The sequence below is a fragment of the Metaclostridioides mangenotii genome (assembly GCF_017873185.1).
Lineage (GTDB): Bacteria > Bacillota > Clostridia > Peptostreptococcales > Peptostreptococcaceae > Metaclostridioides > Metaclostridioides mangenotii.
In genome coordinates this window covers 140,242-157,311 of sequence record NZ_JAGGJX010000001.1, presented here as the reverse complement: position 1 = coordinate 157,311, position 17,070 = coordinate 140,242, and the positions used below count along the sequence as shown (strand labels likewise).

At 31.2% G+C, this 17,070-nt stretch carries 12 protein-coding genes; 4 read left to right on the top strand and 8 right to left on the bottom strand.

From position 1 onward, the window contains the following. Nucleotides 1-519: 519 nt before the first annotated feature. Nucleotides 520-1,575, top strand: coding sequence for a sporulation integral membrane protein YtvI (gene ytvI / locus J2Z43_RS00870; protein ID WP_234925914.1), 1,056 nt, complete (start codon nt 520-522; stop codon nt 1,573-1,575). A 117-nt stretch (nt 1,576-1,692) separates the two neighbouring features. Here the strand turns inward: ytvI and J2Z43_RS00865 are convergent, their stop codons facing one another. After that, complete coding sequence (locus J2Z43_RS00865; RefSeq protein WP_209455429.1) at nt 1,693-3,810, bottom strand: DNA topoisomerase III; 2,118 nt, start codon at nt 3,808-3,810, stop codon at nt 1,693-1,695. A gap of 269 nt (nt 3,811-4,079) precedes the next feature. On the opposite strand from J2Z43_RS00865, the gene J2Z43_RS00860 reads away from it, so the two are divergent. After that, nucleotides 4,080-4,877: a PIG-L family deacetylase gene (locus J2Z43_RS00860; protein ID WP_209455428.1), complete on the top strand. Its 798-nt coding sequence runs from the start codon at nt 4,080-4,082 to the stop codon at nt 4,875-4,877. A 267-nt stretch (nt 4,878-5,144) separates the two neighbouring features. Here the strand turns inward: J2Z43_RS00860 and J2Z43_RS00855 are convergent, their stop codons facing one another. The 4 genes from J2Z43_RS00855 to J2Z43_RS00840 all read right to left on the bottom strand — a co-directional run bounded on the left by J2Z43_RS00855 (nt 5,145) and on the right by J2Z43_RS00840 (nt 8,951). Continuing rightward, nucleotides 5,145-5,861, bottom strand: coding sequence for a hypothetical protein (locus J2Z43_RS00855; protein ID WP_209455427.1), 717 nt, complete (start codon nt 5,859-5,861; stop codon nt 5,145-5,147). Between the two features lie 189 nt (nt 5,862-6,050). Further along, nucleotides 6,051-7,571, bottom strand: coding sequence for a phosphohexomutase domain-containing protein (locus J2Z43_RS00850; RefSeq protein WP_209455426.1), 1,521 nt, complete (start codon nt 7,569-7,571; stop codon nt 6,051-6,053). Between the two features lie 106 nt (nt 7,572-7,677). Then, entirely contained in the window at nt 7,678-8,328 is a 651-nt protein-coding gene (fsa, locus tag J2Z43_RS00845; RefSeq protein ID WP_209455425.1) for a fructose-6-phosphate aldolase, read from the bottom strand. 50 nt (nt 8,329-8,378) lie between these two features. After that, the gene (locus J2Z43_RS00840; RefSeq protein WP_209455424.1) at nt 8,379-8,951 is read right to left on the bottom strand and encodes a xanthine phosphoribosyltransferase; all 573 of its coding nucleotides are present in this window, start codon (nt 8,949-8,951) and stop codon (nt 8,379-8,381) included. Between the two features lie 531 nt (nt 8,952-9,482). Between J2Z43_RS00840 and J2Z43_RS00835 the strand changes: the two genes are divergently transcribed. Next, nucleotides 9,483-10,982, top strand: coding sequence for an IMP dehydrogenase (locus J2Z43_RS00835; protein WP_027702337.1), 1,500 nt, complete (start codon nt 9,483-9,485; stop codon nt 10,980-10,982). A gap of 358 nt (nt 10,983-11,340) precedes the next feature. On the opposite strand, the gene J2Z43_RS00830 is transcribed toward J2Z43_RS00835, so the two are convergent. The 3 genes from J2Z43_RS00830 to J2Z43_RS00820 form a co-directional block, all read right to left on the bottom strand. Further along, on the bottom strand, nt 11,341-12,909 hold the full coding sequence (locus tag J2Z43_RS00830) for a BCCT family transporter (RefSeq protein WP_209455423.1): 1,569 nt from the start codon (nt 12,907-12,909) through the stop codon (nt 11,341-11,343). Between the two features lie 137 nt (nt 12,910-13,046). Continuing rightward, complete coding sequence (grdH, locus tag J2Z43_RS00825; RefSeq protein WP_209455422.1) at nt 13,047-14,357, bottom strand: betaine reductase selenoprotein B; 1,311 nt, start codon at nt 14,355-14,357, stop codon at nt 13,047-13,049. A 19-nt stretch (nt 14,358-14,376) separates the two neighbouring features. Next, entirely contained in the window at nt 14,377-15,702 is a 1,326-nt protein-coding gene (locus J2Z43_RS00820) for a glycine/sarcosine/betaine reductase component B subunit (RefSeq protein ID WP_209455421.1), read from the bottom strand. Between the two features lie 206 nt (nt 15,703-15,908). Between J2Z43_RS00820 and J2Z43_RS00815 the strand changes: the two genes are divergently transcribed. Beyond that, nucleotides 15,909-17,066, top strand: coding sequence for a PucR family transcriptional regulator (locus J2Z43_RS00815; RefSeq protein WP_209455420.1), 1,158 nt, complete (start codon nt 15,909-15,911; stop codon nt 17,064-17,066). Nucleotides 17,067-17,070: the final 4 nt, after the last annotated feature.

Here is a 17,070-nt window from a genome sequence, read left to right as displayed (position 1 = left end):
ATAATTCTACTAAATACGCTAAATTAATTATAATACTAAAAAATTAAAATATATAAAATCAATATTAGATTTGTGTTAATTTTTTGTTATATTCTACCAAAATTTCAATATTATTTAATCTATTTAATTAAAAAGTATTTTTTTTTAATATTCTGATTTTATATCACAGGATATCTTAGACAAATAAAAGATCATTATATAAAATAATAGAAGATACTCATTACCATTCACTAAATATAATACAAACACGTTATTAGAATATCAAAACTTATACAATTATTAGAGACATGCTAATAAGTAAACAGTATTTAATCATAATTTAACTGGTACTTAGCACAAAATAATGCTAAAATTAACTCAATCACTAATCTATATATCGATTTTAAAATTAAAAGAAAGATTTATTATTTTAAACTAGCCTTTCTAATATTAACAGTATTTTATATAAAGCTTTTAGTATTATATTTTTATAGAGTTTAGTCAATATTACATAATATAACAATGACTTTGGAGGTTTCTATGATCAGTACAGAAAAACAAAGAGCTTTTATTATAAAGTTTACATATTTTATCTTGATAGCAGCTCTAATATTTGCAAGTTTTAAATTTATCCTGCCGCTATTTATGCCATTTGTAATTGGATTTTTTATTGCATTTATATTAAGACCCGCTATAAATTTCTTAACAGATAAAATTAAGATTAATCCCGCATTGACATCAACATTAGTACTACTTTTATTTTATGCAATTACAATTGCAGCACTTACTAGCTTCGGAGCAAAGCTGTTCAGCAAGATAAGTGAAATGGTACTTACTCTACCGGATGTATACAAGTACTCTATAGAACCAAATCTAGACACATTTTTTTCTAAAGTGGAATCACTTGCACCAAACGTAGATATATTTGGATGGGATAACTTATCTCAATCAATAATGTCCTTAGTAGCTTCTTTTTCATCAAATGCCCTTAACTTTGTTACAAGCGCTGCTACAAGAGCTCCTGCTTTTATGATAAAGTTAATCATAACTATAATCGCTTCTTTTTTCTTTACATTTGACTATAAAAAAATTATTAATTTTGTATTAAATCAGTTTTCAGAAAAAAACCGCGAGTTTATACTAAATGTTAAAAAAAGCAGTATAGTTGCCGTATTTAAATTAATTAAAGCGTATGCGATTTTATTATCAGTTACTTTTATTGAACTTTGGATAGGACTTACTATACTTAAAGTAGATGCTGCTTTTCCAATAGCTATTTTAATAGCATTGGTTGATATACTACCAATTTTAGGAACTGGAAGTATTATAATTCCTTGGGCTATAATTTCTTTAATAAACGGAAATAGCAGTATGGCTATAGGGTTATTTATAATCTACACTGTAATAACTATAGTTAGACAAGTCCTTGAGCCTAAGGTTGTAGGTAGTCAGATAGGGCTTTATCCTCTGATTACATTAATGTGCATGTTTATAGGGGCTCAGTTATTCGGTATTGTCGGTCTATTTGGATTCCCGATAGCTGCTACAATAATTAAGAATTTGCATGATACAGGAGCGATAAAATTTATAAAATAAAGCTAAAAAAAATAATCGATTGTTTAGCTTCTATACTGATCATTACTAAATTAGTATATCGATAGGCCAATCAATCGATTATTTTTATTTGTTAATATATTTATCTATTTTTTTAATCTATTTCTTTAGTTTAGCAAGAGCTTCTGCAAATGGATTATTAAACACTTCGTTATCTTTATTTTGTTTTTTTAGATATTGGTTTACATCTCTTTTGCTTGCTTTTGATTTTTCTTCATTTTTTCTCTTATTGAATGAAGATAATTTCTCTCTATATCCACAAGCACATGTAAATATCTTACCATCACCTTCACCTCTTAGCTCTAACTTCTTATGACAATTTGGACATCTAGAGTTTGTAGTCTGTGAGATAAGTTTTCTTGTTTTACATTCTCTATCCTCGCAAACAAGCATTTTTCCCTTTTTACCATTTACCTCTAACATATATTTTCCACATTCAGGACATTTATTTTTAGTGATATTGTCGTGTTTAAACTTACTATCACTGTTTTTTATATCTTTTATTATTGTCTTTGTATAATTTTTCATATCATCGATAAACACATTTTTATTTAGCTTACCAGTCGATATATCCTGCAGCCTTTTTTCCCAAGAAGATGTCATTTTAGCAGACTTTAGTTCCTCTGGTACCAATTCTAGTAGCTGTTTGCCTTTAGATGTTATGTGTATATCTTTTCCTTTTTTCTCTATTGAAAACGAATTAAATAATTTTTCAATAATATCCGCTCTCGTCGCTACTGTACCAAGACCATTTTTCTCCATATGAGTAAGTAAAGTACCTTCATTTAAGTAAGAAGGTGGATTTGTTTTTCCCCTACTCATATTAGTATTTAAATTTTTAAGTTCATCGCCTTTATTTATGCTTGGCATAGTTCTAACTTCATCATCATCTTCGTAATCTCTGTAGTTTTCTTTCCAACCTAACTTTATAACTTTATTTCCAGAAGCCACAAAAGTTTCACCCTCAATTTCACCAGTTATCTTCGTATGTTCGTACTCATATGGCTCTGATAAAACTGACAAGAATCTCTTTACTACCAAATCAAATATCTTTCTCTCTTTATCGCTCAAATCACTTATAAACACACGCTCTTCTGTAGGAATAATAGCGTGGTGATCTGTCACTTTAGAATTGTCTACAAAGCTTTTGTTCTTTACAATTTTACTCTTAAGAAGTTTGTTGCAAACTCTAGAGTATTCACTTACATTAACCGCTTTTATTCTATCCTTTAATGTATCCACTATATCATCAGTTAAATATCTAGAATCAGTTCTTGGATATGTAAGAACCTTGTGGTGTTCATATAGTTTTTGCATAATAGATAGGGTTTCTTTTGCTGAAAATCCAAATATCTTATTTGCATCTCTCTGCAGCTCAGTTAAATCGTATAAAGCTGGCGAATATTTCTTTTTATACGCTTTATTTACATCTACTATCTCTATATCTTTTCCACTAATTTTAGATATTATCTTCTCTATTTTTTCTTTATCAAAACTAGATGTCGAATTATTTTTATCATGCCAAGAAAGTTTTATTTTAGAACTTCCTTTAATTGCATTTATATCAATTCCAAAATACTCTTTCGATTTAAAGTTTTGTATTTCATCTTCTCTTAATTTAATTATAGAAAGTGTCGGAGTTTGTACCCTCCCACAAGATAGCTGAGCATTGTATTTAGTCGTTAAAGCTCTAGTTGCATTTATTCCCACAAACCAATCCGCTTCTGCTCTAGCAATGGCTGAGTAGTATAAATTATCGTATTTATGCCCATCTTTCAAATTATTAAATCCCTCTTTAATAGCTTTATCCGTACTAGACGAAATCCAAAGTCTTTTTATCGGTTTATCGGACTTAGATTTTTCTATTATCCATCTAGCGACAAGTTCTCCTTCTCTACCAGCATCTGTTGCTATTACTATTTCATCTACATCATTTCTATTTATCTGACTTTTTACTGTATTAAACTGTTTACTGCTCTTTTTAATTACCACAGTTTTTAAATACTTAGGTAACATAGGAAGATCTTCCATATTCCACACTTTATATTTTGGATCATAACTTTCTGGATCTGCATGTGTAACCAAATGTCCTAATGCCCAAGTCACAATATATTTTGGACCCTCTATAAATCCATTTTTTTCATTTTTACAACCCATTACTTTTGCTATATCTCTACCAACGGATGGTTTTTCTGCTAATACTAATATTTTCCCCATTCTTTATTCCTTTCCAATATCTTTATCTATTTTAATTTTTATAATTTTTTTAACATTACTTTCCTAAAATACAATTATAACACAAATAAACACATAATTTTGAAGAGCTATATGATACAATCTATCAATCTATTTAATAAATTAGAAACTTTATAATTTAATTTATTTTTTTGGTTAGAATGTAAATAATTAACCAGGTAAATAATCAATAATTTTGATGCTTTTGAACGATAATATATACAGGATAAAATTTATTAGGAGATGATTCTATGGATTTTTTCAAAAAATACTTATCACTTAAATATATAGTTTTATCTGCTATTTTATCCACTTTTTTTGTTTCTACTACTTATGATATATACAGCCAGCAAAACAACGAAAAATTCAAAGATCATGTAGTATTTTACTGTCAACATCAAGACGACGAAGTCTTATGGGCAGGAAGCGCCATTATCAATGCAATCAACGAAGTTGGTAGAGACAATGTATATATCGTTTTAGTATCAAACGGATCTGGGATAGCAGTATTTGATAAGTATAAAAAATACGAAAATTTAAAAACCAAGGATAAAATAGAATGCAGAAACAGGGAGTTTTTGGCATCAACAAAAAGTTTGGGTGTCAAACCTGACAACACTATTATACTATCAAAGACAAATTCAAACGGAGATTCATACTTTGAATCCATGGAAAACATCGCAATCGAATTTGAAAACAAGTTTAAAAGTGTAACTCACGTAGCTCATACTTACAAACTGGATGACCACCTCCAACACATAAAAAATGGATCTGTAATTCAAGGTTTATACAACGCAGGGAAAATCAAAGATGCCAAATACTTCATAAAACCAAAATACGAAGACAAAATAACCATGAAAAACAAAATAATCTACACAGTAAAATCAGAAAAAGACTACAACAAAATAAAAAACGCATGTGAGCAATACAAATTTATCGACTCACACAATTTTCGTGAAGGCATAGGTTATAAATCAGATTACAAATCATTTGACAAGCTTTTAAAAAACAGAACTGCACCATCAATACTTCACACACCATATTTATAGCAAACCAAAAATGACTTTCTATAGTAGATAAAACTACTACCATAGAAAGTTATTTTTTCCATTAAAAAGCCCTTATTCTTCTTGCTCTTGCCCTTTTTCTTACTTCTAAAGGAATTTTAAGATAGGTGCAGGAAATGAAAAGGGAGTTGACATAAACAAACAACACCGACTACAATTACAGCCTTTAGTCCAAGCTGTGGTAGTCGGTGTTGTTTGTTTATGGCAAACTCCTTTTCATTTCCTGCACCTATCTTAAATTATCCTATACTATCTTATAAGTTCCAAATATCCACTTGGATGGAAGAAGTAAACGCTAGAGCTAGCCTTATCAACAAAGTAAGCTAAATCTCCGTCAACTTGTGGTAAGAAAACATATCCTTTTAGACCTTTGTCTTTTATAAACTCAAAAGTATTTTCATCACCTTCATAGTAGAAACTTACATCAGGCATATGATTTTTAAGTAGATTTAAAGATTGTTCTTTGCTTAAATATTCGACAGGTTTTTCTTTACTTACATCTTCTTTCACTTTATCATCTTCCTTGCTATCATTTTTGTTTTCATTGTTTACTACACCTTGTTTTTCTTTATCCTCATTTACTTTATTATTATCAACTACATCGTTTTTATCTTTGTCTTTTTCTTGAACTACATTTTCAGGTTTATTATTTGATACAACTTTATCTTTGTCTAAGTTTTTATTTTTGTCAGCAACATTTTCTTTTTTAACTGCATTTGCTAATGCTTCACTTAATTTTATCGCACTGTTCTTTGTGTCACTTGTAAGGTTTACTTTAGTGCTATCTATGTATGATTTTTTCTTAATTATTTCGTTTAAATTTTGATCTTCTCCATTAGCTCTTGAATCTACCACAATAGGAGTTGTTTTATTAGTTACCTCTGCTCCATAACTAACATTCTTTAATGGACTAACAACTAACAATCCTGTGCATAATACTGATACTACTGTAACTAACTTTTTCATAAGATTCACTCCCTTTTTCATTATTTAATATAGTTATAATTGCTTATTTATCTTATACCCATATAATAACATAGTGAATCTCTATTTACAGTTACATCCCTGTTACCTGAGTTTACAAAATTGTAATCTCAGGTAACAGGGATGTAATAATATTATTTTAATTAAGTTTTTTATGGATTTACTAAACTTTTATAAGCCACTCAAACTGTATTTAGATAAGAATTTCACGAGTTTAGCGTATATAACATCGATTCCACCGATCTTATTTGATTCTATATTTAAGACTAAAAGCGGCTCGTGAAGAGAAATTCTAAGTAAAAACCATCCGTCACCGTTTTCTTTGTCACAATTTACTCTTATTCCTTCATAATTTTTAGGAACTACACTCCAACCATCTAAATTTAAAATATGTTCTTCTAAATCTTTTATAATATCTTCTGCATAAGAATTAAAATCTTCTACATCTATTTTTATTCTAAACTCTCCGTCTTCTTTAGCTTCTTCCAAGTCATTAAGTAGGTCGTCGACAGTCATTCCATTTGATCTGAGCTTTGCTACCTCTATAAGTATTTTAGCAATTAGGTAAGATCCATCGTCTAAGAAGTAGTTTTCTTTTAATGCAGCGTGGCCTGAAGTCTCAATAGCTATATGACATTCTTTCCCTTCTTCATTTAATCTTACAGCCTCATTGATTACGTTTTTGTAACCCCTCTTAAATCTATGGTGTATTCCACCTATATTATCTATAAATTTAGTAAGTCCATCTGAAGTTATAGAATCTGTTACAATTGTAGTATTTGGATGCTCATTTAATACGATCTTTGAGATAAGAGCTATTAGAGCATTTTTATTGATAGGTTTTCCGCCCTTTCCTACTAATGCTGCTCTATCTACATCTGTATCAAATATTATACCTAAATCACTTTTGTTTTTAATCACTGAATCGCATATGCTTTTCATAGCTTCTTTGTTTTCTGGGTTTGGTATATGATTCGGGAACATTCCATCTGGATCTAAAAATTGGCTTCCAGTTGTATCTGCTCCTAATTTATTTAGAATTTGATCTACAAAAAATCCTCCAGCACCGTTTCCTGCATCTACTAATATTTTTATTCCTTCTAGAGGTTTCTCGTAATTTTCTTTTGAACTAACCCCTTCTCTTATTTTTTCAACTAGTATATGAGAATAGTCTTCAATAAGTTTCGGATATGTCACTTTACCTTCTTTAATATTTCCTTTTATATTGTCTAAAGTATCATCTGCCTTGTCTTGAATAAGCTCTGAGGCTATATCTAATATTTCCTTAATATTCCCTTTTTCCAGACCACCATCTTTTGTAAAAAACTTAAACCCATTATGGTAATAAGGAAGATGACTTGCTGTAATCATTACCGCTCCATCGCAGTCGTAGCCATCCATAATTGTCGTCATAAACATCGCAGGCGTAGTTGCCATTTTACAATCTAAAACGTCACAGTCTTTGTTTTTCTTTTTCAATACATCTATAGCTATATCTCTGAACTCTTCACCAGTTATTCTAGAATCAGTGCCAATAGCAATACTTAATTTATCTTTGTTCGTTTTTTTCTTTAACCAAATATGGAAGGCTGTAAATATTTTCTCAACAACATCTTTAGTTAAGTTTACTTCCCTTTCATTGTTTGGATAAGCTATTCCTCTTATATCAGATCCATTTTGTAACTTATACATAACTAATCTCCTTACTATATTATTAACCACATATTTTTGACTTCACCTAAATAAAAGACACTAAAACAAAATTAGCTATTCCTAAAGTTTTAGTGTCTTATTAATATTATAATTGTAATGAAGCGCCTTCCCAATCTTTAATAAAGTTTTCTATACCTTTATCTGTAAGCGGGTGCTTAATCATTTGATTTATAACTTTGTATGGAACTGTCGCAATGTCTGCTCCAAGTCTAGCAGCCTCTACTACATGAATTGGATGTCTCACACTAGCTACTATTACTTCTGTTTCTATAGCATTCACATCAAATATGTCAACTATCTCTTCTATTAATCCCATACCGTTCTGTCCTATATCGTCAAGTCTTCCTACAAATGGACTTACATAAGTTGCCCCAGCTCTAGCTGCTAATAGTGCTTGAGCTGCTGAGAATATAAGAGTTACATTTGTCTTTATATTTTTTTGAGATAAAGCCTTTGTAGCTTTCAAACCTTCAGCTGTCATCGGCAACTTAATTACTATATTTTTGTGTATTTTAGATAGCTTGTCGGCCTCTGCTATCATACCATCGTGGTCTAAACTTATTACCTCTGCACTTATAGGTCCATCTACTATGTCAGCAATTTCCTTTACTACTTGTACAAAATCCCTACCTTCTTTCGCAATTAATGATGGATTCGTTGTAACTCCACACACAACTCCTAAGCTGTTAGCCTCTTTAATCTCGTCGACATTTGCTGTGTCTATAAAAAATCTCATTTTATCCCTCCAAGTTATTTAATTTAATTCTAGCTTAATTCAATTTATAACTATCTAAAAGTGACTTTTCCATTAGATATTGATTCTACAACAACTAATGATTCAAGTTTAACTCCTCTGTCTCTAAGTACTTGTCCGCCTTCTTGGAATCCCTTTTCTATAACTATTCCTATACCCGCTATGTTTGCCTGAGCCTGGTTTACTATATCCATTAGCCCTAGTGCCGCTCTACCATTCGCAAGAAAATCATCGAGTATTAATATGTTTTCTCCTTCATTTAGGTACTTTTTAGATGTCTTTACTGAGTAATTTTTTGCTTTTGTAAAAGAATATACTTGTGTTTCATATACATCTTTATCTAAGTTTTTTGATTCTACTTTTTTTGCAAAAACTACAGGTACATTATTAAAGTACTGAGCGACAATAGATGCAATAGCTATTCCAGAAGCTTCTATTGTAAATATTTTATCCACCTTTACATCTTTAAATCTTTCTTTAAATTCTATTCCTATTTCATTTAAAAATGCTACATCTATTTGATGGTTTAAAAAACGATCTACCTTCAGTATGTCATTTCCCGACACACTACCCTCTTTTAAAATTTTTTCCTCTAAGGCTTTCATACTTTCCTCCTAATATCATATATCTATTAATACTATTATAAATTCAAAAATTCCATATATACATATTATTATAACATGGTTTATAAATCAATTAAATTTGTTTATATATGTTAATATTTGTAGTTTTATAATAGTGTAAGTAGATTTTATTTATATTCAGCAATAATTAGTGTATTTATTAATCCAAACAATATATAACTTAAATTTATTATATTTATTTACATATAGGATATAATCTAAATATGTCTTATTACTAAATATTTGAAATAATATTATAATATACTGATAAATTACTAACGAATTATCATTTTTTTTATTAAATGTCTGTTAATATGCCTTCTTACTTTATATAAAAACTACTATTTTGCTATTTTTTTGAAAATAATAAGTAAAAAAACGAATTTTATAAAAAAAACCTTGTTGAAGCATATAAAAATTTATCATAATAAGTTATAATAAATACTAACAATTATAGTCAAGATATAATTAGAAATTAATAATATAAAAAATATATAAGGAGTTGATATTAAAATGGCATTTTATTTTTCTACACCATCACATACATTTAGTGAGTACTTACTAGTTCCTGGTTACTCTTCAATTAAATGTACACCTGATAATGTAAGTTTAAAAACACCTATCGTTAAATTTAAAAAAGGTGAAGAGCCTTCGCTTACTATGAATATTCCCCTGACTTCTGCTGTAATGCAATCTGTATCTGATGATAAGATGGCTATAGCTTTAGCAAAAGAAGGTGGAATATCTTTTATATACGGTTCTCAAACAATTGAAAACCAATCGGCTATGGTCGCTAAAGTTAAATCACATAAAGCAGGCTTTGTAGTTAGCGATTCAAACCTAACTCCTGATCATACTCTTGAAGATGTTTTAGAGTTAAAAAGATTCAGTGGACACTCTACTATGCCTATAACTGATGATGGTACTTCAAATGGTAAATTAGTAGGTATCGTGACTAGCCGTGATTATAGAGTAAGCCGTATGAGCAGAGATGTAAAAGTTTCTGAGTTTATGACTCCACTTTCATCTTTAATATACGCAAATAAAGATATAACTTTAAAAGAAGCTAATAATATAATCTGGGATAACAAGCTTAACTCTCTTCCTGTAGTAGATGACGAAGGAAGACTTATGTACATTGTATTTAGAAAAGACTACGAATCAAATAAAGAAAATACTCTTGAGCTTTTAGACTCATCTAAAAGATATGTCGTTGGTGCTGGTATAAACACTAGAGACTTTGAAGAGCGTGTACCTGCCCTTGTTGAAGCTGGTGCAGATGTACTTTGTATAGACTCTTCTGAAGGTTTCAGCGAATGGCAAAAAATAACTATAGATTATATACGTGAAAAATACGGCGATACTGTAAAAGTAGGTGCTGGAAATGTAGTTGATAAAGAAGCTTTCTTATACCTTGCTGAAGCTGGTGCTGACTTTATAAAGGTTGGAATCGGCGGGGGTTCTATATGTATAACTCGTGAACAAAAAGGTATAGGAAGAGGACAAGCTAGTTCTATTATAGAGGTAGCTGCAGCTAGAGATGAATATTTTGAAAAAACTGGCGTTTATATTCCTATATGTTCTGATGGAGGTATCGTTTACGATCACCATATAACTTTAGCACTTGCTATGGGTTCTGACTTTGTAATGCTTGGAAGATACTTCTCTAGATTTGATGAGAGTCCAACTAACAAAGTTAATATAAACGGAAGCTACATGAAAGAATACTGGGGTGAAGGTTCTGCTCGTGCTAGAAACTGGCAAAGATACGACCTTGGCGGAGACAAGAAACTTTCATTTGAAGAGGGCGTTGACTCATATGTTCCTTATGCTGGTCCTTTAAAAGACAACGTAATGATGACTCTTAGCAAAGTTAGATCTACAATGTGTAACTGTGGCGCTCTTACAATACCAGAGTTACAAAAAAATGCTAAATTAACTCTTGTATCTTCTACTAGTATAGTTGAAGGTGGAGCACATGATGTTGTATTAAAAGATAATAGAAACTTATAAAAATATTCATGTTTGTTATGGTGGGCATTGCTAGATGCTCACTATTTTTTTGTAAAATATTCTTTTTTATGAATTATTCTTTTTTGTGAAATCTTATATACCCATATATGTCTATAGGCCTTCCTTTATACATCCATATAAATATAGATTAAACTTTCTAAATTTGTTTCTATAATATATACATAGTATAGATTCTGACTTCTATATCTGTATATTTAACTAGCTTTTAATTCCTAATAAATAAAAAGACTGCCCAGTTTTTTAGGCAGTCTTCTATAAATATACTAAAGATATTAATCAATCTTTAATTTAACCTCTACAATTTCTTTTGCTTATTATACTTTTTAAATTGTATTTCTTAAAATTGCGCTTCTTTACGTTTTAAAGCCTTGTCTTTTAACATCTGCTCGTTTACTGCATTTAGATCTTCTTCTTTAAGTGACTTAAACAGAGATACACATGCGAAAAACATTATAAAAATAAACGGAAATGCTGCTAAAAGAGATGCTGTCTGTAGAGCCTCTAATCCTCCAGTTAAAAGTAAACTTATAGCTAAAAGCGATTGAGTTATTCCTAGGATTATTTTTCTTTTATTTGATGGATTTAAGTCCCCATTTGACGTAAACATCCCTAGCACAAATGTTGCTGAATTTGCAGATGTTACGAAGAATGTTAACAGTAAGAATATAGCAACTAATGATATTATTGTTCCTAAGCTATAGTGAGATAATACCGAGAACAGTGTTATAGATATATCCTTAGTCATATCAGCTAATTGGGGGCCTGTTACTGTTCCTTTCATAAATAGATCTATTCCTAGTGTTCCAAATACTGAGAAAAATATAAATGAAGCAATAGCTGGTGCTATCATTACTCCGAAAACAAACTCTCTTATTGTTCTTCCTTTTGATATTCTAGCTATAAAAGTCCCTACAAATGGCGCCCATGCAATCCACCACGCCCAATAAAATATCGTCCACTTACCTGCCCAAGTGTTGTCTCCATAAGCACTAATATTCATACTATCAGCAAAAATATTTTGCAGATATCCTCCTAGTCCTCCTACAAATCCATTTATAATTTGTATAGTTGGTCCGATCAATAGTACTACTACTGTTACTATAGCAGCAGTCGCTAAATTTATATCAGATAAAATTTTCATTCCTTTATCTATTCCAGATACTGCCGTCCATATAAATATTACTGTTGTTATAGCTATTATTATAAGCTGTGATCTAATTGTGTTTTCTATATTGAAAATATAACTAAGACCACTGTTAATTTGAAGTGTTCCAAGTCCTAAAGATGTTGCTATTCCCGCTACAGTTGCAAATACAGCTAGAGTATCTATTACTACTCCAAGAAGTCCGTGGACCCTGTCCCCTATTAATGGCTCAAATAGATTACTTATTAGACCTGATTTACCCTTTCTAAACTGAAAATATGCTAGCGATAATCCAATTATACTGTATGCAGCCCATGGATGAATTCCCCAATGTAGAAATGAAGATTTCATAGCAAATGCTGCTGCCTCTGCACTTGTCGGATCAATACCTGCTTTTGGATATAGAAAGTGTGATATAGGCTCCGCAGCTCCCCAAAACACTAATCCTATTCCCATTCCCGATCCAAACAATAACGCAAACCAAGAGCTAGTCTTATAATCTGGTTTTGAATCATTTGCCCCAAGTTTAATATTTCCGAATTTACTAAATGCAAGCCATAAAGCAAAACCAACAAAAATTAACATAGACAGTAAATACAACCATGAAAATCTACTCGTGAAGAAATTAAACGCTGAATTTACAGCATTAGTAAAACTTTCACTAGATAATATCGCCCACAAACATATAGGTATTATAACAATCAGCGAAGTATAAAATACTCTGTTATCAGCTTTTAAACTCTTATCATTGCTCTTTGCCATACTAACCCCTCCTATTTAAGGGTCAAATCTATTATTATGATATTCTAATAATAGATAATATAATATTATTTATATTAGAATCATATTTTTGTATAGATATATGACCCTTTATTTGTATAACTAATGATATCCAAATACTAATTGTACTTGAATACAGTCTGCTCATCAATTTCAGTCGTAAGTGCATCTAAAGCCGTTTGAATTATATCATATCTAAGTTTGTACTGCTCTTCTTTTGACTTTGTTGGGTCTCCCATAGGATATGGTATTGATACTGTAGTTACTATCCTATTTGCGCCGACTGTTTTAGCAACAGGAACTAAGTTACACATTTGCACAATCGGGAATCCCGCTTTTTCAAATTCTCTAACCATCGTTGCGCCGCAACGAGTACAAGTACCTCACGTAGAAACCAGTATTATTGCATTGACGTTTGCATCTTTAAGATATGGAATCATCTCATTTGCCATTTTAACCGCTTCACCTTGAGTTGTTCCAGTACCAACTGTTGAATAAAAGTATTCATGTAGTTTTCCGATATTACCTCTTTTTTCATGTTCTTTTAACGCATCTATAGGAGTTATTACATCTGGATCCCCATTTGCAACAGCTGGGTCAAATCCAGCATGAATGGTTTTAAATACACCAGATTTTAAATCATCCATGTTTGATATATTGTATCTTCCCCATCTTGTCGCAGATGCAGATTGAATTCTATCTGGATTATCGACTGGTACTATTCCGCCAGTTGTAACGAGTGCAACGTTTGCACTACTGATATCTTTTACAGCATGTGCTATATCTACCTTCTCTATAATAGGTATCTCTAACTCAGATACAAAGTTCTGACCTGTAAGTTTTTTTACAATCATATCTACTGCTCTATCAGCCGCCATCACATTGTCTTCTCTCCAAACCTGATGTCTTTTACCTCTTTCAAATATTCCTTCAGTCTCTGCATCTAGCACTTTTTGAACATTTAGTATTTTATTTCCAAGGCTGGCCATACTAGATAAATCTTTTCTCATTTTTCCGGCGCTATTTCCACCCTTAAGTATATACATTTCTTTTTTGAACATTTCTACACCAGGATTTTCTTCGTGCATTGATGTTATTACTTCTACTCCAAATTTATCCTTCACAGCTTTACATATCTGCCCACATGCAACGCCGTATCTACCTGCTTGAAATGCTGGACCTGCAAAGAAGATGTCAAACTCCTTATCCTCTAGAAATCCTAGTACTCTATCTACAGCTTCATCCGTATTTGATCCCATAAAGTTATCTCCACAAATTATTGTGTAAGTTATCTCTGTATTATCCAACAACTTATCTAACTGTAAGCCTGGTCCAACTAGGCCTTCTCTAATTTCTGGCTCAAAATCAGCCTTGTCTTCTCCACCTATTTGACCAAAAAACTGATTTAAGTATAGTACTGCTTTTTTCATAAAATTCCCTCCTATTCTATTAGAATTCTTTCATTGTCTTTGTAGACCATCCTAAAACTTGATCCCCACAGAACATTGAGTTGTTTTCCATTATTATTGAACCATCTTCTCTAACTGAAGGTCCTAGCACTTCATCGCTAGCCCAGCCGCCGGCAAAACCATCTCTGCCTAAAGACTCTAGTTCTCCAAGTACAATTTGCATAGCAGGAAGCTCTACAAGTTCTGAAACATTCCCACACGATACTATTGCATCTAGCTTTTGATCTAACGTTACAAATGGTTGTGAGTTTCCGTCTCTTCCAGTACATTCATTTGAAAGACCCACAACTTTTACTCCCACATCTTCAAGAGCAACTATACAGCCAACAAAGTCTGCATCTGGATTTCCATATCCTTCTTCAGTTACTATAGCTCCATCAGCTCCTAGTGATTTAGCTATCTGAGCTACAAAAATTGCCGATCTTTCTTTTTGTTCTAGTGATACATTTAGGTTAGATAGAATTACCCCTAAGAAGTTTAAAGTTTTACCGTGCTCTCTATATAAACTCTTTAAAACTGGCGTGTTTTGTATATCATAAGTAGACCATTTTGATGAGCAAGGCATAAAACTACCTGAAATAAGCGCACCATCTAATATCTCATTTGGATGTAAAAAAGTAGGTACAAAGTGATTCATATCCCATCCATACACCAAATCATTGTAACCAGACTCCTCCATCTGCGATTGACCCTGCATAACTAAAACTACACTAGGAAGTTTGTTTGTGTCATCATTTCTCTTTGTAACTGGATCAAGTTCAAAGATTTCTATATCCTCTGGAGTTAAATCCTTAACACAATTTGCAATGTACTCTGCCAATTTATGCCCAGCTCTTCTAAGCGCATCGTTTTTCTTTTGTTGTTCTTGCTTTTCGAAATCTTCATTTGTATCAGCTACTAACACAATGTTGTTTAGCTTAGAGAAATAAGTGTATTTAGCACCTTCGCCCCCCATATCTATTAAACCATCCTGAAATCCTCCCCAGTGTTTACCTACAACTAAAACACTACAATCCTTCAGTGCATGCGTCTTTCCGCTACCACAAGGAACTACATCACCTATATAACCGGGAAATAGAGGTGATCCATCTAGTTTTATCCTAGGCTCAATTGCTTCTTTTACAGGACAAATTCTCACCAAATCTCCAGGTTTGACGATATGAATATCAGCCTCTGTTATCCTCTCATCTTTTTTAACAAAATCTAGAAGATCTTCTTTATTTAGGGTAAGTTCTCCATTATTAAAAAACGTTTTCTCACCGAAAGTGATTTTTTTAACATAAAATTGCCCAATTTCTAACTTCATATTTAATCCTCCTCTATCATAGATAATTGCTATAGTTCTACCCCTTAATATAATTTTATTACATAATCATTTCAATTGTTTTGTTATTTTTTTAATTAATTCTTGTTTTTTTGGTAATTTTTACAAAAATATATCATTCTACTTTATTATTTGATAGAATATAATTATAGGTTGGTTTATAATTAAATATATTCGGAGGCTTAATTATGTCAATTACAGTAAAAGATGTATTGCAGCTTGACTTGTTCAGAAATACAAAAGTATTAGCTGGTAAAGATGGCCTTAATCGTATTGTAAACAGAGTATCGGTTTTTGATTGTCCCATACAAATTGAGAGGGATCTGATAGTACTCAAAGAAGGGGATTTTTTCGTTTCCAACTTCTATTTTTGGAAAGACGACTATGATGAAGCGATTTTTGCAATTGACTTTTTAAATTCTAGAAAGTGCAGTTGTCTTTGTATAACTAGCGAATACCTTGAATACTTTAGCGAAGAAATGGCCGAACATTGCAATAAAATCAACTTTCCTATTCTCACGATAGACTACTCAGTATCTTATGGAGATATTATGAAAAGCGTATACCTTTTAATGGTTGAAGATCAGAGAAATATTATTCATGAAATGCAGTTGATAAACTTAATAAAAACAAAAGATACTCTTGAAATAAATAAAATAATCAATGAAATAAATCCTCATTTTTTAGGATATGTAACTACCATCTACTGTTACTCAAATGATCCTAACTTTAAATTTTCCAAGCATTTTAGAAACACTGTTAATGAATCAAAACAAAATTTTTGTATACCGTACAAAAATGGTATAATAATAATTTTGTCTTACAACAATATGACTGATAGTAAAATTACCTCATATGTAAATTACTATTTAGAGCTAATAAAATCCAATATTAAAGACTACATAGTCGGTATTAGCAACAATTCAATAAACTTAATAGACATCCAAGAATCAATATCTCAGGCTGTTTTAAGCTGTACATCTCGCACTATAAAAAGTGATTCTATTGTATTCTACGGTAATCTGGGGTCATTCTCATTGTTACTATCATTCAAAGACACTACCGTTATAAAATCCATATACAACAATACAATTGTTCCAATAATACAATACGATAAAAATCATAATAAAGATTTATTACATACGCTTATCAGCTTTGTTGAATGTTGCGGAGATTATAAAAAAACCGCTCAGCACATATATCAGCACGAAAACACAGTTAGATACAGAGTTCTTAAAGTTAAGTCTCTTTTAGGCCTTGAGGATTCAACAATTGAATTTTATGAGAGGATTTCTTTAGGTGTTAAACTTCACAAGATATACAAGCAAATGAATTCAAGCTTTTAATTTA

Excerpts from the sequence above, each read along its gene's own strand:
- ytvI (WP_234925914.1), top strand. The coding sequence starts at position 520 with ATGATCAGTACAGAAAAACAAAGAGCTTTTATTATAAAGTTTACATAT.
- J2Z43_RS00865 (WP_209455429.1), bottom strand. The coding sequence starts at position 3,810 with ATGGGGAAAATATTAGTATTAGCAGAAAAACCATCCGTTGGTAGAGAT.
- J2Z43_RS00860 (WP_209455428.1), top strand. The coding sequence starts at position 4,080 with ATGGATTTTTTCAAAAAATACTTATCACTTAAATATATAGTTTTATCT.
- J2Z43_RS00855 (WP_209455427.1), bottom strand. The coding sequence starts at position 5,861 with ATGAAAAAGTTAGTTACAGTAGTATCAGTATTATGCACAGGATTGTTA.
- J2Z43_RS00850 (WP_209455426.1), bottom strand. The coding sequence starts at position 7,571 with ATGTATAAGTTACAAAATGGATCTGATATAAGAGGAATAGCTTATCCA.
- fsa (WP_209455425.1), bottom strand. The coding sequence starts at position 8,328 with ATGAGATTTTTTATAGACACAGCAAATGTCGACGAGATTAAAGAGGCT.
- J2Z43_RS00840 (WP_209455424.1), bottom strand. The coding sequence starts at position 8,951 with ATGAAAGCCTTAGAGGAAAAAATTTTAAAAGAGGGTAGTGTGTCGGGA.
- J2Z43_RS00835 (WP_027702337.1), top strand. The coding sequence starts at position 9,483 with ATGGCATTTTATTTTTCTACACCATCACATACATTTAGTGAGTACTTA.
- J2Z43_RS00830 (WP_209455423.1), bottom strand. The coding sequence starts at position 12,909 with ATGGCAAAGAGCAATGATAAGAGTTTAAAAGCTGATAACAGAGTATTT.
- J2Z43_RS00820 (WP_209455421.1), bottom strand. The coding sequence starts at position 15,702 with ATGAAGTTAGAAATTGGGCAATTTTATGTTAAAAAAATCACTTTCGGT.
- J2Z43_RS00815 (WP_209455420.1), top strand. The coding sequence starts at position 15,909 with ATGTCAATTACAGTAAAAGATGTATTGCAGCTTGACTTGTTCAGAAAT.